The organism is Psychrobacter sp. ER1 (assembly GCF_048631835.1).
Lineage (GTDB): Bacteria > Pseudomonadota > Gammaproteobacteria > Pseudomonadales > Moraxellaceae > Psychrobacter.
Genome location: NZ_CP184640.1, coordinates 3,030,970 through 3,052,297 on the forward strand (window position 1 = coordinate 3,030,970; position 21,328 = coordinate 3,052,297).

The following is a 21,328-nucleotide window of genomic DNA, read 5'->3' on the forward strand; positions in this document are numbered from 1 at the left end:
CTTATCCTAGCAATACTTTCAATAATGACAGTGTATATATCGACTACCCATCTAGTCTGTATGCGCTGTCAGCAGTAACTAAAGAGCATTTTATGATCAATGGCACCCAAAGTAATAACGAGCAAGGCTATTTAGATTTGCTACGCCACGTTCTCGACAATGGCACCGAAAAAGGCGATCGTACTGGTACTGGTACGCTTAGCCATTTTGGCGCGCAGCTACGCTTTGACTTAGCAGATGGCTTTCCACTGCTAACAACCAAAAAGGTTCACTTTAAATCTATCGCTTATGAGCTATTGTGGTTTTTAAGTGGCAGTACTCATGTTGACTATCTGCAACAGAATAACGTTCGTATTTGGAATGAGTGGGCAACAGCAGAGCAAACCGCACGCTTTAACAGACCTGCTGGCGATTTGGGTCCTATCTATGGTCATCAATGGCGTAACTATGGCGCGACCAAAAATGAAGATGCCAGTTATAACGCTGATGGCGTCGATCAAATCGCACAAGTCGTTGAACAGATAAAGACCAATCCGAATTCACGCCGTTTGATTGTTTCTGGCTGGAATCCAGGTGAAGCAGAGCAAGTAGCCCTACCACCATGTCATACGTTATTTCAGTTCTTTGTCGCAGACAACAAGCTGTCGTGCCAGCTGTATCAGCGTTCGGCTGACTTATTCCTATTATTCCCCTATAATGATAATTCACAGTATGAATTATTAGCAGCCTAGGAACATCTCATTCCTCTATACTTATAGTGAACATCAGGTCAATGCATAATATGATATACAATTTAATCTATGTATTACTTTGGCCTATATTATGGATATTAAGATTTGTTCCAATAGAGAATTAGACCTATCAAAATCTTATTTAATTAGTGAAATACCAGACCTATTACTGGATCAGAAAGTCAAAGTGAATGGGGTTGGTGTATTTGATGATAGTGGTAAAATTCTCCCTCTTATCTCTGAGTATCTATCATATCAATTCAAGCACGAAAAGATTGCTCATGAAACAGCAAATACATATGGCAAAAACCTAACTTACTTCTTAAAGTATATCCGTAGTCGTCCAGACTATAGCGATGATGAAACTGATGAGGTCTTCATTACAGTCCCAGGGTATGTAATTCAGGAATACTGTACTTTTCTAAGTGTTGAAGAACATAGAAGTTCAGCTACTATTAGAAATCGTGATGGAGCAATATACGCTTTCCTCCATTTCCTCTGCAGTCGCACAGAAGACCGTCAGCCGCTTAGAGAGGATAATCCATATAGTAATGGATACTTTTCAAAACTACCAAAGCGTACACCAATTACTTCATGCACTCTTGATGATCTTTTCATATTGATTCAATCTACTCGATTAGAACGAGAACGAGTAATACTTCAGTTTTTATATGACTCTGGCGTGAGGCGTTCGGAGTTGATCAGGGTTACTCTTAAAGATTTTAGAGATACTGTCAACTTTAACTCTGAAAAGTTCATTTCAGTAGAGTCCGATCAACCTATTCATGCAGACTACGTACCTTTAGCCATCAAAGGTAGCAAGGGGCGTGGAAATCAAATCAAACCACGATGGACGTTAGTTAGTTCGGCAACCATTAAACGTATACAGAAATATCATGCGTCTCCGCTCTACAAAAACATGCTCGTAAATATGTAAATCCAGATCAAACCCCAGCATTTTTTAATGCTAAAGGTACTCCTTATACACGTAAAGCAATAAACGAGTTACTTGAGCGTCTCAGCAAACGTGCAATAAAGAAAGGTCGCCTCGATAGAGTAATCTCTCCTCACAAGCTACGGCATGGTAATGCCTATGCAATATTGCAATCAAATGACCTAGGATCCGACTACCTAGATCGGCTCGTTATCGTACAAAAAAACTTAGGTCATAACCACCTCAGTACTACCCAAATGTATACCAGTATTCCTCAGGAAATTTATAATACTATTTGTGATGAGAATGGGGACTTACTAACTAGAGCTGAGAAGATGAGGCGCTTATCTGAGCAGACACAATTGAAAATTGGCATTAAGGACATCAAATGAAAAAGATGGAATAGCCATTGATGAGAGTTATAAAAATCGTTCTAAATCGGAAGTTATCAATGAAGACTTCAAGAGCAATAAAGAAAAAAATTACTTAAAAAGGATGCTAAAAAAGCTGTTGTAGAGTGGGTATCAAAAACAGTTAGAGATACAGAAGCGCTGTGGGAAGTACCAACCAGTAAGTCTGATAGTGCTTTAGGTTTCGGTGTATCTGTTCAATATATTCAAAGGGCTGTAGGTATCTCATACTGTACTGCGCGAAAATACAGGTTCCTTACGAATCCTGTAATTGAGAAGATGATCAAAGAAGAGATTCTAGTAATACCAGATGGGAGCTATGAAGCTGCTGGCATCGAAAGCAGGAGGAAGCTACTGAATTGGTACAGACAGTTATCTGAAAAAGAAAAGCATACTTTACCTATTTTTGGTAATAAGATTTCGATAGGAAAAATGTCTTCAGAACAATTACCTATAACGAAAGCCTCTTTAAGATTTAATGTTGTTAGAAGTGCTTGGGACTTCATTCACAAAGATCTTGAAAAACTTGGAATTATTGACCCAGATTATAAAAGCGTTGCTGAAAGAACAAGTGAAGCGAACGTTAATAGAAAAAACTATAGTGAAAGTCAGATAGAACGTTTTCATAGACTGGCAGCCAGAGAGTTAAATGCTGCTGATGACTTCTTCTTTCCTTCAAAACTAGAACCGTTTATTCAGGTTGAGCAACTGTTTGCTTGTACTAGCAAAACTGTCTCTTCAGAATCAGGCAAGAGTAACTATAGAATTGCGAGTAATTCCTTTATATATTTCTTATCTGAACTATATGGTAATTCACCTTTAAAAATTGTCACAGTTTTTGATGAGCATCTCCTATCTAGATATCGAAAATATTTAGAGAAAAAATAATAAGTAAAGAAATATCAAGTCATCATGCGAATACAGCTTTGAGTTCAGTACGCAAAACGCTGGGGAGGCTGACCCAAGTACGGGATTTGGAATATAATTTTTTCGATATCAATGGCTTTGCTGTAAGTAGAGAAACAGACGTGAAAAAGCCATTTACAATGAACGAGCGAATTCAGGTATTAGATGCTATCGAAAAAGGATTGTGTCAATCTAGAGCAGCTCTCATACCTTATAAAAAAACTGGTATAGGGAAAAATCCTTTGAATGAGAAAGGTCGTATAATAAGAGGCCTTTCTACATTAGATAATGCGAGATGGCTGTTTGAAAACCCCTTGATGTGTAAGCCAGTTCATTACCATACAGCAGAATCCCCTATCGAGAAATCTTTCTTGAACATTACTGCCAGTTCAGACAAAGGACTGAGCGAGATATATGACGAATGGGGTGTTACTCCAATGATAAATATGGACATACTAACGCCCTACCTCTTAAGGCTTGCTCAAATTACAGGCTTAAATACAGATTCTTTACTTTCTCTCAACGTAAACGATTATCTAGAATCTCATCCAGCAACATCGCGACCTTGTCTTAGATATTGGAAAGAGCGCTCTGATGGCTATAAGGAGTATCATCTCGATCTTTTCAATTCAGAACTGACATGGCTTACATCATCTCAAGCTAAATCGATAAAAATTATTTTTGAAGAATTAGGCCAATTAACTAGTGGGATTCGAAAAGACATAGAGAATGATACATGCAGAGATAGGTTGTTTATTTACAAATCAAACGGTCGTAGAAGTCATGGAAGAGTATCTCCCCTACTAGGAAATAAAGGAAAAAATAGTAAAGCCTTAAATAATAGCCTATCTAAGTTTGTTGATAAATATAACTTAAAGAATGATGTAGGAGAGCCGTTAACTCTTACAATAAGCAGATTTAGACCAACCTTTGTTAGTGAGATGTTAGACAGTGGAGTGACTTTACGCGAAATTCAGCTCATGTTAGGGCACTCCTCAATTCAAACAACTATTGGTTACCTCGACTCTTTTGACTTCAATACAATAAGTAGAGTAAAGATAAACGATAAACTAAAAGAAATACATCAATCTACTTTGAATAAACAAACTCAAGAAGTACCACAAGAATTACAAACTAGAGATACCAACGAATTAGCAATAACCTTCCATACCCCTTTAGCAGAATGCAGGAATATTTTTGATCCTCCAGATTTTGTAAAAACCTTTCATCCTATATTCCTGGTACTCCATGCTCACAATATAATAAGTGTTTAGGTTGTGACAATGTCATTATTACGGCTAAAAACCTCCCTGAAATCTTTGCAATGAAGCGTGACTATACGCTTTTGACAGAGCACACTCGGGTTATGGACACCCCCTACGGACATGTCATTTCGGAGAATATGGAACTAATAAAAGGCATTACAGATCCAGCATTGTCTGACTTTTCCTTAGAGGATCTAAAGAATGGACAGCGTTTAGCAGAGTACATTGAAACCACTACACTAGTTGATGGAGTAATTTGATGGACTATGAAAAAAATTAGACGTGTTGACAGCTTTTGCAAAACATCGTTTCTATGTTTTAGAAGCCTTAAATCCTATTACGGATCAGAGAAATGAGTGCCTTCAGCATAAGCACACATTTGATATAGAGTATATGACGTCTCTTATGGACAAACCCATATCAACACTATCAAAGTTTTCTGATAGCGTTTGGAACTTTAATAAAGATTATCCTAATGCTGCAAGAAATGTTCAAGGTGCAAAGCTGCGAATCAATTTTTCGAAATATACAGCGATTCCGGCATTTGTTTTGATAGAAATGAAAATTATATTCGAGTTGGCTTTGCTCAATAGTTCCATCTTCAAGCTGCAGAAAAACGAGGGTAAAAGCCGATCAAAAAAAACATTAAAAGCCAACTCCTTGATTGCAACTTTTGAAAGTGGTTTAACATTTATCAATGAACTATTCAAACAAGCATCTCATGAACTAGGTTATGAGTTTGTTCAGAAAAAGATTAAAACATTCTCCGATATAACACCCGAACTGTACCCCATAGCGGCTAAAAACTATAATCGTGTAAAAGGTGCAGATTTAGATAGATTTTTTAAATACGTACGCAGCCCAGCTTCTGTTAAGTATGTATTTGAAAGGCCTATTGCTCATGTAGAGTTAGATAGCTTGAAATGGAAGAGAGTGGCGAATGTTGATAAAGAAAAGAAAGATCAAGTGTTACCAGACTTGGTCTTTGAATCTTTATCAAAGACTGCATCCTTTATTGTAGTAGATTTTTTAGACGCTATAGGAGACGGAGAAAAAATATCAGATGTCAACTCTTTAAAACGTTTCAATACGAGCGAATATTTATCATGGGCTAGTCAAGAACGTGTTACGCATGAAGCTCTGCATGGGTATATTGCGATGCGATTAAGAACCAAAAATTATTCTTCAAATTTTGTTATGAATGTAATCGAGCCCTACGACTGGATGCTAAATAAAGATTCTAACGTTATGGCTGGGGCAACTTTACGTGAAAAATTGAGAGAACGCGGTTATAAAGCAGATAACCTTAGGAAATATGTTAACCTCGTAGCGTATGCCTGCACGTATTTAGTGGGTCAGTATACTGGTATGAGACCATCTGAATTATCAGAAGTAAGAGTTCAGAATTGTTCGTGCTTAATTCAAAGTGATGCCGTTTGGCTAATTGAAAGTACGGTCAAAAAGCATAAAGATGAAGTTAGTACAGGTTTGTTTGACGATAGATGGGTAGCTATACCAATTGTTAAGGATGCAGTATTAGCAGCTTCGTATATTTCAAGAATTAGTGCCTCACCATACCTACTTTCTAAGGCAGATACTGTTAGACCTGGTAGTTCACCTAAGTCTCTGGGTAGTGGCGGCCTTACATATCAAATGAATATTTTTATCAGCCAACTATTAGGCGAAAAACTGCTAAAGAACTAAAGTTCAATCCATATATGTTAAGACACACCTTAACATATCAATTATTTAAGGCTGAAGTAGGTCTACCTCTAATATCGTTTCAATTGAAGCATTTTGTGGATAGCGTCTCTAACTATACCTCTGCTGGGTCTACTTCATTAGTAACGCTAGGGTATGGTGATATAGGTGAAATGCTGTCAAAAGATGGGAACCGAAAAGGTGATAAGAAATCATTGCGCCGAGCAGCTGAATTAGAGGCTATTAAAACAGCCCATAATCCAAATGGCACGTATTATGGTGGTAAAGCGAATGAGCATAAAAAAGGTCTAATTAAGACGTTTAGCGGATATATGGCTGAAGGCTACACGGAAGAGGAAGTATATGAGGCTATGGTAGATCAAGGTGTTGCCATAGTATATATGGGCCAAGGGATTTGCTATGGTAATAGAGCAGAAGAATATGACTCAAGCCTACCATGTATTGGTTCACTACGTTGCAACCCAGCTCGATGCAAACAAGCCGTCGTAACTACTAAACATGCCCCTAAATGGCGTGAAGTTTATACGTTAAACAAGCTTAATCTCAATAAACCAGAATATTCGCACAATCGTGAGCAAGTTCTAGCAGCAATGAACGAAGCCAGAATGGTACTGGAAAATCTTGGTGAGGAAGTTGAACTATGAATGCTTATGATCAAAAGAATAGCGATGACTATGATGCAAACACATTGCTATTGGAAAAGGCATTATCAGACATTAAAGGCAACAAGAGGTTGAAAGCCACTGTAGCACAACTTTCAGAAATGACTGGTATTCATCGGAATACCATCTCAAACCGCGTTTGGCCTGTCCAAGAGCTTAAACAGATCAGAGACTCTCGGAAAACCGAAGAGAAATCACGTAAAGAACAAGTACGTTTAAGCACTGCCAATGTAAAAATGCGCTAGAAGCAAAGCTAAGTCGAGCACAAAGTGAGGTTATCTACTGGTTTAATGAATATCAAGATATAAAAAGGGTCGCTGAGCACTCAGACAAACGGTTACAAAAAATGAGAGAGTCACGAGATTACTATAAAACACTATCTGACACAGACAAAAGGTCACTATCAGAAGCTGAACAAGAAATTAAGAAATTGAGAAAAATGTTAGCCTTAGAAGATGCAAGATCGAAACAGCTTATGCACTAGTCTGTCAAAAATCATCTATGCTATAAAGAGCATAATCTTGATTTCCTCTTGCTTAAAAGCTAGCGAGAGCTTAGCTAATAAGCATATATCCCATAGTACAAATCACATATATTAATACTTCATGCCTAATAAAAGTTTATCAACCTTCTCAGCTTTCACTTTATGCTTATATCAAACTGAGAATGGATAGGCAATAGACTCATGATACTGGTATCCTTCAACTTTAAAGTCATCCAATGTTACCCATGTTTCAATATCTTCGAGAGACTTAATTTCAGGGTTAATATGAAGCTTAGGTGACGGATAAGGTTCGCGTTTTAATTGCACGTCACGCATTAATTCTAATTGATCTTCATAAATATGTGCATTTACGATCTTATGATAAGCTTTTCCAGCCTCGTGGCCCGTAATTTGAGCCATGAGAGCTAGTAAGGTAAACACTTGAATCTGATTAAAATTTTGACCTAATGGTACATCACATGAACGTTGTGATGAAGTCAAATAAAGCTTTCCACCTAGCAACGAAAATGTATGAGTATGCATACAAGGACGTAAACATCCCATATGAAACTCACCTGGATTGTAGAAGGTTAGAATTTCACCTCGATCATCAATACCGTTTCGCAAGTTATTATAAATCTTACGAAGTTGGTCAAACTCCTCTCCTACTGAATTACGCCATCTTCGTCCCTGTACACCATAAACTCGGCCCATATCATCCTTACCTTTACGATAAGGATTAGCTAGCCAGGCTGCATTTTCATTGGCATTGGCGTTCCATGTATTACATCCAATAGCTCGAAACTGATCTGCGCTATCATAACCACGTAGATATCCCAACAACTCTGCGATAGCTGCTTTCCAATAACTCTTTCGAGTAGTTACTAAGGGAAACTCATTAGCTCCTACGTTGTAGTCTAAATCAGCATTAATAACGGTTAAGCAACGTTTTCCAGTTCGTTCATTCTCTACCCATACACCCTCATCAACTATACGTTGACATAAATCTAGATACTGTTTCATTCAATAACCTTAGTTAGACTACAAACTTAGCTCAAAAGGTGATTTTTGTTGATCTGCGTGGACAATACATTTTACCTTTTGATTTCATTGAGCATTATAAAGTTTCAAGGTTCAATTGTACAAACCTGTTCGTAACAACTGATTGTCTTAATAACTTATCAACAGACTATGCCCCAATGGAGCCAATGAAACCGAATCCTTCTATCTAACATCATTTGCTATAAGATACTTTTATGGAAACAGTCGGCTTGTAGTGGTCGAAAAAGATGACTGGAAGTTAGGTGCTTACCATTGTCCAAAGTGTAATGCCGATACTGTTGATAGCTTCGTACTTGTCGATTATTATGAAAATGGGTGCAGGATTGTCGCTAAGAAGATAAAAGCCTATGATTTATTTAATAGAAAGTAACGCCTTAATAAACTACAGTGGAATTATTGGAGACTCAACAATCTGAGAGATAGCTGCTAGTTCGATACCTCTATAACGGACCAACCCAATAATTAATGAGGTGGTAATTGCCGAACTGATTGAATAAGTTCGGTTCCCTAGTGAGGACTTGAATCTTTGGCTGTGAGCTAATGGTATTAAGGTTTCAACTTGCTGAGATAGCCACAGTGTACTTCATGATGTACTTACCATAGATATTCTATCTATGATCGGTGCGCTAGTGAGGACTTGAAGAGACCATCCCAGATTCTGTGTAACTGACGTTTAGATTAAATACTTACACAAAATTTAGGAAGGTCTCTGAAAATTAACCACCTGACACAACTCGTCACCTACTAACAGATCTTGGCGGTCATAAAAGTTGCCCCAACGCTTATAATTATTATCCGTTCTCGACTCAGGGTTATAAGTAATGGCGATGTAGGTTTGAATTTTATTAGTGTCCTAAATTAGTTGACCACCACCAGATTCTTATCAAAGACTTCATCATCTATTATTCGCCAAACGGCAACTTGCTGATGGTCTTTGGTGGTGACTAGATTTAAAGTTTGTTCAATCATTGCTTGAGGTCTCATATCCTTATGATGTTTATTTGCTTCAAACCCAGTTACTTTACACTTAGCGGTTTAATTAAGCTACTTACTTGAGCTATTTGCTTCAGTTATTAGGCTTGGCTACTTACTCAACTTCAATATTCTAAAGGCGCCCTGAATAACTAAAGCAAATACGATGCTACCAATAATCAAATCAGGCGTACTAGAGTGTAACCAATTAACCAAAACCCCTGCAACAATTACCCCTAAATTGATAATCACATCGTTTGAAGTGAAAATCATACTGGCTTGCATATGGGCTTCTTCTTCTTTGCTTTTCGATTTTTGTAGTAAATAGAGGCAAATCGAGTTTGCAATTAGCGCAAGAATCGATATGACTATCATGGTAGAAAAGTCAGGTAACTGCTCATTGCCAAAGAAACGTCTTAGTACTTCTAAAAAACCAAGAATCGCTAGCGTAATTTGAAAATATCCGGCAATTCTAGCAATCCGTTTTTTCTTAATGACCGTTCCACCGACCGCAAATAAGCTAATTCCGTACACGAAGCTATCTGCTAACATATCTAAGCTGTCGGCGACCAACCCCATCGAACGAGAAATCAGTCCCGTGCTCATTTCAATAATAAAGAAAGCAAAGTTAATGACCAGCACTATCCATAGTAGCTTTCTTTGCTCAGCATCTTTTTGTGACTAGAGTCAGCATCAATTTTAAAATTATTGTTGGGATCAGAGGGGTCAATGGTTTCGGTCGAGAGTAGGGTGTCTCCTAATTTTAGGTCATGAATAGCAGTCTCTATCCCTTCTATATTGTCATGATGAAACACAGTTAATTGACGGTTAGGAATGTCGAACTCAAGATGTTCAATATTCGAGTGGCCCTCTAATTTCATTCGGATTAGGTTTTCCTCCGAAGGGCAGTCCATCTTCGATATTTTAAAAGTTGTTTTATTCATAGCTACATTTATATCCGGGTGGTGGTTCAAAAAGTAGGCTGAAAAAAAACAGGCTGAGAAATTGATAAATAGTGAAATGCAAATGACACTATACATCAAATGCCCAGCCTGTCTAAGTGACAATATGAACCGCCCCGACTTTATCGGAGAGTGATTTACTTGAGTCAGGCAGCGATGCCTGACAGGGTTAAATTATCATAATACCGCTTTTCAAATTCAAAAGGTGACACATAACCAATCGTGCTATGCAGTCGTGTTTTGTTAAACCAATCGACCCATTCAAGGGTTGCTAGTTCAACATCGTTCACACCAGACCAGCTCTCTTTCAAATAATGAATGACCTCAGACTTATAAAGCCCGTTGACCGTCTCAGCCAGTGCATTGTCGTATGAATCACCTGTAGTGCCAACAGAGGCAATCACACCGCAGTCAGCCATTTTATCAGTATAGCGAATGGATAAATACTGAACCCCTCGATCACTGTGATGAATCACATCTTTGGGATAGTTTCTATCTGCTATTGCTTGATTTAACGCCGCCATCACCATATCTGTGTTCATACGATTAGATACTTTCCAGCCCACAATAGCGCGAGCAAACACATCAATAATAAAAGCGGTATACACCCAGCCGCTTATCGTCTTGATATAAGTAAAGTCTGCCACCCAAAGCTGGTTAGGGCGATGAGCGCTAAAGTTACGATTAACTAGGTCATCAGCACGCTTTTGATCATCACGGCTGTGAGTTGTTATTTTACCCTTACCGCGCCAGACACCTTGTAAGCCATGCTGTCTCATTAAACGCTCTATGGTACAACGAGCAACCTTTAACCCGTCAGCTTTCATCTGCTGCCATACTTTACGCGCACCGTAACGGCATTTGCTGTCCTGCCAGATACGTTTAATCTCGCTGATGTAAAAGTCGTCATGTTGACTGCGCAGTGAGCGTTTTTCAGGGTAGCTCTCCAAGTCTTTAGCACGGTGATAGGTTGATGGGGCAATCGGTAATACTCTACAGATCAGCTCGACCCCATAATTATTCTTATGATCGTCGATGAATTGAATCATGATTTTAGTCAGCGGTCGAGCTCCGCCTGGGCGAAAAAGCGGCAGCCTTACGTATGATCTCATTGGCTTGCTTGAGCTCTCTGCATTCGCGTTCAAGCTCCTTGATGCGCTCTTTATCACTTTGCGCTTGCACCGATGCAGGAATAGTTTGATCGATGTGCTTTTTATGCCACGACCGCAGGGTTTCAGGCGTACAGCCAATCTTAGGGGCAATGGCTTGAATCGCTGACCAGGTGGAGGGATAGTCGCCCGACGCTTCAATCAGCATACGAACGGCGCGTTCTTTAATCTCAGGAGTGTAGGTTTGTTTTTTCATTGTCGTATTCTCTCAGAATGTTGAGTCTCCGACAATCCCGGGGCGGTTCAATATAAAGAAAAATGGTTTCAAAAGCTATACCCCAGGGGCACTATCAAAACAGGTCTCTTAATCAATTAATAGTCTACTTATAATAGACTGCAATAATGGAACTACTTATAACAGACTATTTTAGGTGTTTATGTTTATCAGAGCATAGAGCGCCAATCAAAGATCAAGATGCCAAGCGTGCCAAAAGTGAGCTCATATAGCTTGCTGCTGATCATGGTCACAAAATTGCCGCCTTCTATGTTGAAAACGAGTCAGACGCAACTTTAATATGTCCACAGTTAATGTAACTGATAAATGATGCCCATGAAGGCGATATAATTTGGTTGAGCAGATTGACCGCTTAGCACGTTTAAACCAAGCTGATTGGGATACTCTCAAAAGAATGCTATTAGAAAAGAAGCTGGCGGTAGTATCAGAAGAGCTACCGACCTCTTATATAACGCCTCAATCTGATAGCAGCATTGAATTTATGAGCAGCGTATTACAGGCCATCAATTCGATGATGCTTTATATGCTCGCTGCTATTGCTAGAAAGGACTATGAAGATCGACGTAACCGTCAGATGTAAGGTATTTCTCGTACTAAGGTAGAAAGTAAATATTCAGGACGTAGGAAAGATACCGAGAAGCGTAAGATTATCGCTAGCCTTCTGAAATCTGGGCGTAGTTATTCTGAAATACAAGCTACAGCTAAGTGCTCGCGTCATTTGATAGCTGTATAGCTAAATAAATACTCAAATACTCAAATACTCAAATACTCAAATACTCAAATACTCAAATACTCAAATACTCAAATACTCAAATACTCAAATACTCAAATACTCAAATACTCAAATACTCAAATACTCAAATACTCAAATACTCAAATACTCAAATACTCAAATACTCAAATACTCAAATACTCAAATACTCAAATACTCAAATACTCAAATACTCAAATACTCAAAATTATTTTGAGGATCTGTAATAACCTTGTCAAATAAAAATGGTCTGTTATCAAAGTTCCTTTAATATATTCTGTTTAAGTAAGAAAAATATTGATTACGTTTCAGGTGACAGTATTTTAGCCGAATCTTTTATAAACGAATCATTATCGTAACGATGACACAAATACTAGGGTGTGTTGACATATATAGAATAATTGATAATCATAGTGTTATGACTAGATTAACCCTAAGTGATGCCCAGTGGGCAAAGATAGCACCGTATTGTGCAGGTAAAGAGACCGATGTTGGTAGAACAGCGGTAAATAATCGACTATTTATCGAAGCTGTTCTATGGATTGTCCGAACAGGTAGTCCGTGGCGAGACTTACCCCCTGAATTTGGTAACTGGAACAGTGTTTATAAGCGCTACCGTCGATGGGTAAAAAGCGATAGATTCAGCAAGCTATTTAATGCTCTGAATGACTCAGATTTAGAGTATGCCATGATTGATGGCACTATTGTTAAGGTACATCGTCATGGACAAGGCGCAAAAGGGGGCTTGTCATCAGGCAATTGGCAAATCAAGAGGCGGTATGACCACTAAAATCATGGCAATGGTTGATGCATTAGGCAACCTTGTTGATTTTACTTTATTGAAAGGACAACAGCATGACATGGCTGGCGTTAAACCTTTAATTAAAGACAAAGAGTTTGGTGCATTGCTTGCTGATAGAGCCTTTGACACGGATTGGCTACTGCTAGACTTAGAAGAGCGTGGTAGCAAAGCGGTCATACCCCTAAACGCTCTCGTTTAAAGCAACGAGATTTCGATAAAGAAATGTACAAGTGGCGTCACTTAATCGAGAACTTCTTCTGTAAGCTGAAAGATTTCAAGAAAATTGCCATGCGTGCTGAAAAAACGGATGAGTCGTTTGCTGCTAATATCTATTTAGCAGCGACGATTATCCATTTACGGTAATTGTCAACACACCCTAGCGTTATTGCGAGCAAATACTGATGTAAATAATAAGGTAAGTAGTTAAATGAATAGTAATAAATAACGTTAAACCAAGGATTTAGCGTCTATATTAAAAAGGCTATTTAGTAAGATTGAAAAAGACAACGTCCTATTATCAAAGGACGTTGGCTTTTTAATGGGTAGAAATGATGTGGAATTTATCTACATTTAAACGATTAATTTAACGCGGTTAAGGTTTGCTCAAACTCTGCGCGCCCGATTTCACCCACTTGTTGATTGACCAATTGCCCGTCTTGATAATACAGCAATGCTGGCGGACCAAATAGTTTATAACGCGCTAAGATTGCTTTTGAATCAGCCGTAGTCTCCGTGATATCAAGTCTGACCAATTGCCAATCTTGCATTTGCGCAGGGCGATTATGAAATAAGTTTTTCTCCATAATCCGGCATGCAATACACCATTCGGCGGTGACATCGACCAGCACTTTAGGATTGGCGGCGACAATGGCATCTAACTCAGCCAGCGTCGTGACCGTCTTATCGGTTGCATTACTGGTGGCTGGTTGACCAGCAGTTGTCTGCAGCACCGGAACCGCAGTTAGGGAGGCAAGCGGATGCAAGCTGTCGTCATTGCCCAATGCGGCGCCGACGATTAAACACGTCGCCCAAATACCAGCGATTAAGCCTAGCGCTTGGGTCAGCATCCGACCTTTGCCTAGCCAGCTCCACGCCCACATCGCCACGACCATAAACCACAGCGCCCAAACCATCAGCATCACAGGCGAGATAAAGACGCGTTCAATTAATAACAATGCCACGGCAAAAAGCAACAAAGCAAAGCCCTGCTTGACCCAATTCATCCACTCGCCTGCTTTTGGCATGATTTTACCTTGGGTCGCGCCAATTAAGATAAGCGGCGCCGATAAACCAAAACCGAGCATAAATAAAGCCGCAAAGCCAAGTAATGGACTTCCAATCGTTGATACAGCAAGCAGCGCCCCAAATAAGGGTGCCGAAACGCATGGCGATACCACGAGCGCCGATAAGAATCCCGCAATTAAACTGCCACCCGTACTACCAAGTTTGCTATCCCCGCTTGGCTTAGACCCTGCATTTTACTACTGATGAATCTTGGCAGACGAATGCTAAATACGCCCAACATATAAAGGGCTAATAAGACAAAAACGATGGCAAACCCAATTAAAATAATCGGATTTTGTAGCCAACCGATAATGCCTAACGATTCGCCAAATACCGCAATGACCGCGCCTAAAATACCATAAGCGATGGCAACACCAATAGCGTAGCTGGTCGTTAAAATAACACCGCGTTTTACCGTTGGATTGTCTTCACGCGCGACGATATTGGCAACAATCGGTAGCATCGGTAACACGCATGGCGTCAATGCCAAGACCAACCCTGCCAAGAACAATAACACCAATGCCAACCACGGATGCGAGGCTAAGCCAAAAGGGTCGCTATTGATGGCGTTATCACCAACAACGGTATTGTTCGTTGCAGCAGCATTATTTATGACAGCGTCATTGTTCGCTGCTTCACTTGTGACATTATCGCCTACAACCTCTTCATCGGCACCAGAGATGGTATTGGTCGCACCAAGCTCTGCATCTAATGCTTCGTCATCTAACAAAGCGTAATCAATCACCTCGTCATCTGGCGTAGTTTGCTCTGTAGCAAGACGATCAGTATCAGTCGCCTCTGTAGATGCTTGCGCAGTTTCTGCATTGCTGTTATTGCTCGCAGAAACTGTAGCAGTGCTACTTGAACTATTGGCTGCCGATTGTGACGCAGCAGCAATATTGACCGTGGTTTTTATTTTCTCCGGTGGATAGCATAGACCCGCTTTGGCACAGCCTTGCCAACCTATCGTCACGGCGGCATTATTTATCGCCTTGCCATTACTACTACTCAAAATGGTAGTAGCAACCATATTGGCTTGGTCAAATACCAATACTTGCCCAAAAGTTGGATCGTCGATGGAGACTGGCTTTTGGCTAAAGGTAAAAGGTGCAGCGCTCACGCCAGCAGGCAGCGTTAGCTTAATTTGGTCTTTATAAACATAGTGCTCAGGCGTAATGTCAAATTTAATGGCTAAGCGCGTGCCATTATTGGTCGGTTTGCTGCTACTGCTAACTTGAAACGCTTCGTTAACGGGCAAAAATTTCGGTTGGGTCGCGCTTTTATCACTGCTAAATAAATCGCCCAATCCTGCCGCTTGCGATGCCACTGGCACGGCCATCAGCCCAGTCGCTGCTAGCCCTGTCAATAATGAACCAGCGCTTACAGCGAACGCCAACAGATAAGATTTTTTTGACGGTTTATTAGGCGTTAATGCCGGAGGTTTTTCTGCGCTCTTAAGGGACATGAAGGGCTACCTATTATTACCAAAATTCGAATTGACCAATTCACTGTCTGTATGGACTTGTCTATTTACAACCCCAGTTCGGGATAAGCCACATTGTAACTCATGAGCTATGCTGAAGAAACCGTAGAGATAAACTTGGTAAACTAAGCGTATTAATCGGAGTTTATCATGACCAAGAAAGTAAGAACCTACAGTGACGAATTTAAAGCCGAGGCCGTCAAGAAGATATCAGACAATAATGGCAATATCTCAGCCACTGCAAAGCAGCTTGGCATTGCCATGCAAACGCTATCAAATTGGCATAACAAAGCCAATCAAGGCAAGCTTGTAGGAACAAAGCAGTATGACCCTGAACTTATGAGTGCGCTTGAAGAGGTAAAACGCCTAAAGCGACAGCTTAAAGTTGCCGAAGAGGAACGCGAAATACTAAATGAGGAGGGATAAAGCGAAGCACTGCTTCGCCCCGACGCAAGGGGAGAGCTATGCTCGAGTTGGCGACGGCGTACTTCGCGAGAAACAGCTAGTCAGGTACGCCTTTATCAAAGACAACCAGTTCCTCTTTCGCATCACCACTATGTGCCGTGTGTTAAGGGTTAAGCCATCAAGCTATTACGACTGGCTAAGTCGTGATCTCAGCGACCAACAGATACATCGCAACCAGTCTGAATTACTGGTTAAAGCGGCTCACAATGAAACGAAAGAACGTTATGGCGCAGATCGACTGCATGCTCATCTAAGCGAGCAAGGCCATAACATTAGCCTGTATATGGTAAGAAGCATCAAAGAGCAACACGGCATTAAATGTCGTCGTCATAAGCGCTTTAAAGTCACCACCGACTCCAATCACAACAAGCTGGTCTATCCAAACGTACTGGATCAGAAGTTTGATGCTAAGCGCCCTAACGAGTCGTGGGTCAGCGACATCACCTATATCTGGACGAATGAGGGTTGGCTGTACTTAGCAGGGGTCAAAGACTTATACACCAAAGAGCTTGTCGGTTACGCTATTAACAAGCGTATGACCGCAGATTTAGTTTGCAAAGCACTAAATATGGCCATCAAGAGTAAACGTCCAAGCAAAGGGCTAATCGTTCATTCAGACAGAGGCAGTCAGTATTGCAGTCACGCCTACCACAAGACCATTAAGCAGCATCAATTTATAGGCTCAATGAGCGGCAAAGGCAACTGTTTCGATAACGCTCCGATAGAAAGCTTCTGGGGCACATTAAAGAATGAGCTGGTATATCATCAAGACTATAAAACAAGGTTCACAGCCATCAATGATATTATCAGTTATATCGAGCTGTACTACAATCAGACGAGGATTCAAAAGGGTTTGGGCTATCAATCGCCAAGACAGGTGTGGTTTGATTATTATCGTCAAGCTGCGTAATTAAAATCTCCCAAGTTTATGTATACGGATTTGACGGCAGGGGTCAATAGTTTAAAACTTTTATATTTACGTGCGTTAGGACGTTACCTAGAAAAAATAAAAAACTTACACTGATTAAATTATTATGATTAAGTTTACTATTACCCTCGTCTTCTAAGTGTGGTTAGACCTTTGCCAAAATAGCTTAGTAGTAATAACAAGGTTATTATTATCAAGATAGGATAATTTCCCATAAGCATAAAGGGCGTGTTACCAACCCGTGCCTGTATCTCACCACGTAGTACAGTACGCTCAAACTGCGGTGCGCGTTTTACAATACGACCTTTATGGTTAATGATAGCGGTAACACCAGTATTGGTCGCTCGAATAAACCAGCGCCCGTTCTCAAGCGCGCGCATTTGTACCATTTGCAAATGTTGCAATGGTCCTGCTGAAGTGCCAAACCAGGCATCGTTAGAGACGGTCAACAAAAAGTCAGTATCGATGGCATTTTTACGCGTGGTATCTGGATAAGCTACCTCATAACAGATAGCCGTCCCTATATTGTGTCCACGCACCTTTAGAGGTGACTGCTGATCACTACCACGACTATAGCTCTTAATATCCTGACTACCGGCCAAACTTGGGAAAATATCGAGCACGCCTTCAAATGGAATATACTCTCCAAAAGGCACTAGACGCTGCTTCTTGTATAGGCCTTCCGCTTCTACACCTCGAGCAATCACGCTATTGTAAAATGGGGGATACTTATCCGTACTGGCATTGAATGCCGCTTTATCCTTATAAGGGATACCAGTTATCCATGTCGTATTGGTCGCATTAGCCATTTCTATCATTTCACTAATAAAGCCCGCAGCCTCATCCTGAAACATAGGAATAGATGATTCAGGCCACACCACCACATCACGTCCCCACTCAGTGCGTGTTAACTTCGCATAAATCTTTAGCGTTTCTACTTGATACTTAGTCAGCCACTTTATATCTTGTGAAATATTACCTTGAATCAATGACACTGACAGATCAGGTGTGCCCTTAGGTTTTGTCCATTGCGGATTGACCAGCCATAATGATGTGCTAATGGCTAATAACAGTACAGAAACGATGGCATAACTACTGCGCCGAAGCAGTAGCTCTACTAAACTTGCAGCCAATAGTATGGCAACAAAAGAGACGGAAAAAACACCAGCAACGGGTGCTAAGGACGATAACCAATACTCTTCAGTAAATGCATAACCAACAAACAGCCACGGAAAGCCTGTGAATAACCAAGTTTTTAACCATTCTTGTAGCACCCAAAGAGCAGCAAATGAAAAGGGTTGTTTGCCTACCATACGGTTAAAGACTAGTGCTAACAATCCATGAAACAGTCCCATACCGAGACCCATCAATGCAATCATAATCAATGCGAGCCACGTTGGTGTATCGCTATAATCATGGATAGCAGTATAGAGCCAAAAGCCGCCGACGCACCATAGCCCCATACCGTAAGCTTCACCGATAATAAAAGCGCGACGACCACTCATACTTGTCACCAACAGCGCATATAAAATCGCTGGTGATACTATTGCTAGCGGCCAAAACCCATAAGGCGCTAGCGAAAATAAAAAATAGCCCCTGCAAGCCATGCTGCTACTAGCGTAAGCGATAGCGGTAATTGATTTAAGTGAGTACTCAAACGCTTTTGTAGATTAATAGTAGACAGGCGCATCGCAAATTATCCAAAATTATGAGTTTTGAATTTTTAGTCAAAATCCAAAACTCGGATAGACCTGTTAATACTACAGGCAGCATTTCAAAATGAAAACTGCTTATGATACCAGTCCGCACTGCTCAATGGATAAATTTACGTACTCCGTTTGATGGGTTATTATGCTACATTACCAAACGATATGAAGTGTTACTTGACCTTCTATAGCTCACAATATCTACAGTACATGAGAGAGCACTATGACCCCCTTAAAAATAAAATCCAGTCTTATATTCAATCGTTATCTGTCTAAGGGGTTGCGTAGTACGTTAGTATTACTTGCCGCCTCATCACTATTTGCTTGTAGCCAACCGAGTAGTGGCGTATCTGATGCAAGCACAACATCGGCATCAACTGAAGATGTTTTGGCTGTTCCAAAGACAGCTGAACCAAACGTTATAAATACTCCTATGATGACATCAGTAAGTAAACCAGACCTACTAAAAAACGTCTCAGCCACTGTCTATAAAGATGCCAATTGCGGCTGCTGTAAAGAATGGATAAGTCATGCAGAAGATAATGGTCTAAGTGCAACCGCGCAAGATGTTGCGGACTTAGCCGTATTTAAAGAGCGCTACAGCGTTCCAAATGAAATGCGTTCTTGCCATACTGTAGTCACTACGGATGGTTACGTCTTTGAAGGTCATGTACCCGCTAAATATATGGCGCAGTTTTTAGAAAATCCGCCAGTACAAGCTATGGGTCTTGCCGTACCTGGCATGCCTGTTGGTAGCCCAGGTATGGAGTATCAAAATAAATTCATGCCCTATCAGGTTATGCAGCTCAATAAAGACGGGACGACCCAAGTTTATGCTGATATTGAATCGGTAGAGCAGCAATTATAGTGTGTTAGCAGTTAAGAATACTTTGATTATAGTGTTAGCGTTAAAAGTAAATGAGGCAGGTATAAGACTGTTCTATTGCTTATAAAATGATTCTTCATCAAAAAAATCATTAGCTATTGCGACTTTAAAAGCAAAAATAACTTTGAATTTGTAACTTTTGATGACAATGTAAGCGGATTTATCGGTTATTAACCCTTAAAATAGATAAATAATTAAGGGTTAATACAAGAATATACAGGATGTATCGAAACAATTACGTAATATTACATAAGCCAGTAGGGAATTAACATCTATATTAATATTATAAATTATTATATTATCTTAATAATTAGTTAGACCCTATATAGGGTAATTACTTCATCCAATAAAAAAACGTCTGAGGGTTAAATCTATAATTTAGATTTAACCCTCAGACGTTTTTTTGCTTATAAAACAGTAGAAATTGTTGTCAATTTAGTCAGCTATATTCTGTATATGTTACACAAACTTACATTGTAAAATGTGGAATATTAGCAATTTTTTCAACATCAAAAAGTATTTTTGGGGTTTTTAAGGGTGATGACAGGCTAAACAGCCTATGCTAAAGTCGGCTTTGTGTTTTGGCCAGCAGCTTGATTTGCAACAGCTTCGTAAGACTTCAATGATGTGCTGTGATCGCCAATAATCATTTTTTATATGAATAATATGCAGCAGAAGTATCAGTCACTATGACGTATATATACTTGAGTTGTTGAAATTTAATTGACTGCGCTGTTGTTGATAACAGACCATTTTGAATTAACCGTAGGTATTAGATTTATGAAACAGGCTTTATTGATTTTGTCAGTACTGGGTATGGGCATAGCACAAACGAGTGGTGCTGCTATCACAATCTCTCAAACAAATAATACCATCACCAATACTTCTGTGGCATCAAACTACGGTTCATCAAAAAACATCTATAGCACTAGCAGTGGTGCTTATGTTTCTAGTAATGACGAAATCAGTCAAGCTATTAGCAACCTAAGTGCGCAGGCTAAGCAAAAAGAGAGTCGGCTTTCATCATTAAACAGCCGCTTATACGCTGAAAAACAACAGCAGCAAGTCAATACAGTTCCTGATAGCAATTCAGCCCCGCTATCGCTGCTGCTCGTGCTTCACGAGTGGCTCTATCTGGTAGCTCTGGATACTGTGCCCGTTACGTACGTAAAGCACTACAATCAGCAGGTTATGAGTTCACCCCAATCCTTCAGCCTATCAGTACGCCACTCGTGGCACGCTTGATAAAGCAGGTTTTAGCAAAATCAGTAATGATATGCCAACCCAAGTAGGTGATGTTATTGTCTATGATCGCTCATCAAAGCGTCCACATGGCCATATCCAAATCTTTGATGGCGAAAACTGGATTTCTGATTTCCGTCAGAACAGCATCAGCCCATACAGTGGTGTCTATGCTTATACCACATGGCGTGATTCAAAATACGTGGATGACGCATCCGCATCAGATCGAAATATCTACCTTGCTATGAATGATAAATAAGACCTGAT

The 21,328-nt window shown here is 40.1% G+C and carries 13 protein-coding genes, 7 pseudogenes and 1 other annotated feature; of the genes and pseudogenes, 13 read left to right on the forward strand and 7 right to left on the reverse strand.

What is annotated here, in order from left to right; translation table 11 throughout:
* Nucleotides 1–92: 92 nt before the first annotated feature.
* The 8 genes and pseudogenes from thyA to ACOBWA_RS14140 form a co-directional block, all read left to right on the forward strand.
* Nucleotides 93–722, forward strand: a pseudogene (thyA, locus tag ACOBWA_RS14105) (thymidylate synthase); the annotation flags it as partial.
* 100 nt (nt 723–822) lie between these two features.
* Nucleotides 823–1,668, forward strand: coding sequence for a hypothetical protein (locus ACOBWA_RS14110; RefSeq protein WP_420229723.1), 846 nt, complete (start codon nt 823–825; stop codon nt 1,666–1,668).
* The gene (locus ACOBWA_RS14115) at nt 1,623–2,057 is read left to right on the forward strand and encodes a tyrosine-type recombinase/integrase (RefSeq protein ID WP_420230789.1); all 435 of its coding nucleotides are present in this window, start codon (nt 1,623–1,625) and stop codon (nt 2,055–2,057) included. Before ACOBWA_RS14110 ends, ACOBWA_RS14115 begins: the two co-directional genes overlap by 46 nt.
* A 297-nt stretch (nt 2,058–2,354) precedes the next feature.
* Nucleotides 2,355–2,963: a hypothetical protein gene (locus tag ACOBWA_RS14120; protein ID WP_420229724.1), complete on the forward strand. Its 609-nt coding sequence runs from the start codon at nt 2,355–2,357 to the stop codon at nt 2,961–2,963.
* A gap of 38 nt (nt 2,964–3,001) precedes the next feature.
* Nucleotides 3,002–4,255: a site-specific integrase gene (locus ACOBWA_RS14125; protein WP_420229725.1), complete on the forward strand. Its 1,254-nt coding sequence runs from the start codon at nt 3,002–3,004 to the stop codon at nt 4,253–4,255.
* A 276-nt stretch (nt 4,256–4,531) separates the two neighbouring features.
* A complete protein-coding gene (locus ACOBWA_RS14130; protein ID WP_420229726.1) occupies nt 4,532–5,950 on the forward strand; it encodes a hypothetical protein in 1,419 nt (472 codons plus the stop codon).
* Nucleotides 5,951–5,964: 14 nt separating this feature from the next.
* A complete protein-coding gene (locus ACOBWA_RS14135) occupies nt 5,965–6,612 on the forward strand; it encodes a hypothetical protein (protein ID WP_420229727.1) in 648 nt (215 codons plus the stop codon).
* Nucleotides 6,609–6,875, forward strand: a complete 267-nt coding sequence (locus ACOBWA_RS14140; RefSeq protein ID WP_420229728.1) for a hypothetical protein — start codon at nt 6,609–6,611, stop codon at nt 6,873–6,875. The genes ACOBWA_RS14135 and ACOBWA_RS14140 overlap by 4 nt, the downstream gene beginning before the upstream one ends.
* A gap of 410 nt (nt 6,876–7,285) precedes the next feature.
* Here ACOBWA_RS14140 and ACOBWA_RS14145 read toward each other — a convergent pair whose 3' ends face one another.
* The 4 genes and pseudogenes from ACOBWA_RS14145 to ACOBWA_RS14160 all read right to left on the reverse strand — a co-directional run bounded on the left by ACOBWA_RS14145 (nt 7,286) and on the right by ACOBWA_RS14160 (nt 11,475).
* Nucleotides 7,286–8,137 carry a thymidylate synthase gene (locus ACOBWA_RS14145; RefSeq protein ID WP_371533081.1) on the reverse strand — a complete coding sequence of 284 codons (852 nt, stop codon included), beginning with the start codon at nt 8,135–8,137 and terminating at the stop codon, nt 7,286–7,288.
* Between the two features lie 897 nt (nt 8,138–9,034).
* Nucleotides 9,035–9,160, reverse strand: coding sequence for a hypothetical protein (locus ACOBWA_RS14150; RefSeq protein WP_256713876.1), 126 nt, complete (start codon nt 9,158–9,160; stop codon nt 9,035–9,037).
* A gap of 99 nt (nt 9,161–9,259) precedes the next feature.
* A pseudogene (locus tag ACOBWA_RS14155) lies at nt 9,260–10,092 on the reverse strand (cation transporter).
* A 164-nt stretch (nt 10,093–10,256) separates the two neighbouring features.
* Nucleotides 10,257–11,475, reverse strand: a protein-coding gene (locus ACOBWA_RS14160; RefSeq protein ID WP_420229117.1) for an IS3 family transposase whose coding sequence is annotated in 2 segments (ribosomal slippage) — nt 10,257–11,196 and nt 11,195–11,475 — 1,221 coding nt in all. Because the reading frame shifts where the segments join, the coding sequence is not laid out codon by codon here.
* Nucleotides 11,085–11,200: a sequence feature (AL1L pseudoknot), on the reverse strand. (Overlaps the previous gene by 116 nt.)
* Before the next feature lie 146 nt (nt 11,476–11,621).
* Here ACOBWA_RS14160 and ACOBWA_RS14165 point away from each other — a divergent pair.
* Both ACOBWA_RS14165 and ACOBWA_RS14170 read left to right on the forward strand, forming a co-directional pair.
* Nucleotides 11,622–12,247: pseudogene (locus ACOBWA_RS14165) on the forward strand (recombinase family protein).
* Nucleotides 12,248–12,683: 436 nt separating this feature from the next.
* Nucleotides 12,684–13,430, forward strand: a pseudogene (locus ACOBWA_RS14170) (IS5 family transposase).
* Between the two features lie 215 nt (nt 13,431–13,645).
* On the opposite strand, the gene ACOBWA_RS14175 reads toward ACOBWA_RS14170, so the two are convergent.
* On the reverse strand, nt 13,646–14,464 hold the full coding sequence (locus ACOBWA_RS14175; protein ID WP_420229729.1) for a thioredoxin domain-containing protein: 819 nt from the start codon (nt 14,462–14,464) through the stop codon (nt 13,646–13,648).
* Between the two features lie 23 nt (nt 14,465–14,487).
* Nucleotides 14,488–15,816, reverse strand: coding sequence for a protein-disulfide reductase DsbD domain-containing protein (locus ACOBWA_RS14180; RefSeq protein WP_420229730.1), 1,329 nt, complete (start codon nt 15,814–15,816; stop codon nt 14,488–14,490).
* A 168-nt stretch (nt 15,817–15,984) separates the two neighbouring features.
* Between ACOBWA_RS14180 and ACOBWA_RS14185 the strand changes: the two are divergent.
* A pseudogene (locus ACOBWA_RS14185) lies at nt 15,985–17,209 on the forward strand (IS3 family transposase).
* 140 nt (nt 17,210–17,349) lie between these two features.
* Here ACOBWA_RS14185 and lnt read toward each other — a convergent pair.
* Nucleotides 17,350–18,917: pseudogene (gene lnt / locus ACOBWA_RS14190) on the reverse strand (apolipoprotein N-acyltransferase).
* A gap of 239 nt (nt 18,918–19,156) precedes the next feature.
* Between lnt and ACOBWA_RS14195 the strand changes: the two are divergent.
* Complete coding sequence (locus ACOBWA_RS14195; protein WP_083499708.1) at nt 19,157–19,801, forward strand: DUF411 domain-containing protein; 645 nt, start codon at nt 19,157–19,159, stop codon at nt 19,799–19,801.
* Nucleotides 19,802–20,599: 798 nt separating this feature from the next.
* Nucleotides 20,600–21,320: pseudogene (locus tag ACOBWA_RS14200) on the forward strand (CHAP domain-containing protein).
* The last annotated feature ends 8 nt before the right edge of the window (nt 21,321–21,328 follow it).

Coding starts and splice junctions, on each gene's coding strand:
- ACOBWA_RS14110 (WP_420229723.1), top strand. CDS start 823: ATGGATATTAAGATTTGTTCCAATAGAGAATTAGACCTATCAAAATCT.
- ACOBWA_RS14120 (WP_420229724.1), top strand. CDS start 2,355: ATGATCAAAGAAGAGATTCTAGTAATACCAGATGGGAGCTATGAAGCT.
- ACOBWA_RS14135 (WP_420229727.1), top strand. CDS start 5,965: ATGTTAAGACACACCTTAACATATCAATTATTTAAGGCTGAAGTAGGT.
- ACOBWA_RS14140 (WP_420229728.1), top strand. CDS start 6,609: ATGAATGCTTATGATCAAAAGAATAGCGATGACTATGATGCAAACACA.
- ACOBWA_RS14145 (WP_371533081.1), bottom strand. CDS start 8,137: ATGAAACAGTATCTAGATTTATGTCAACGTATAGTTGATGAGGGTGTA.
- ACOBWA_RS14150 (WP_256713876.1), bottom strand. CDS start 9,160: ATGAGACCTCAAGCAATGATTGAACAAACTTTAAATCTAGTCACCACC.
- ACOBWA_RS14180 (WP_420229730.1), bottom strand. CDS start 15,816: ATGTCCCTTAAGAGCGCAGAAAAACCTCCGGCATTAACGCCTAATAAA.
- ACOBWA_RS14195 (WP_083499708.1), top strand. CDS start 19,157: ATGACCCCCTTAAAAATAAAATCCAGTCTTATATTCAATCGTTATCTG.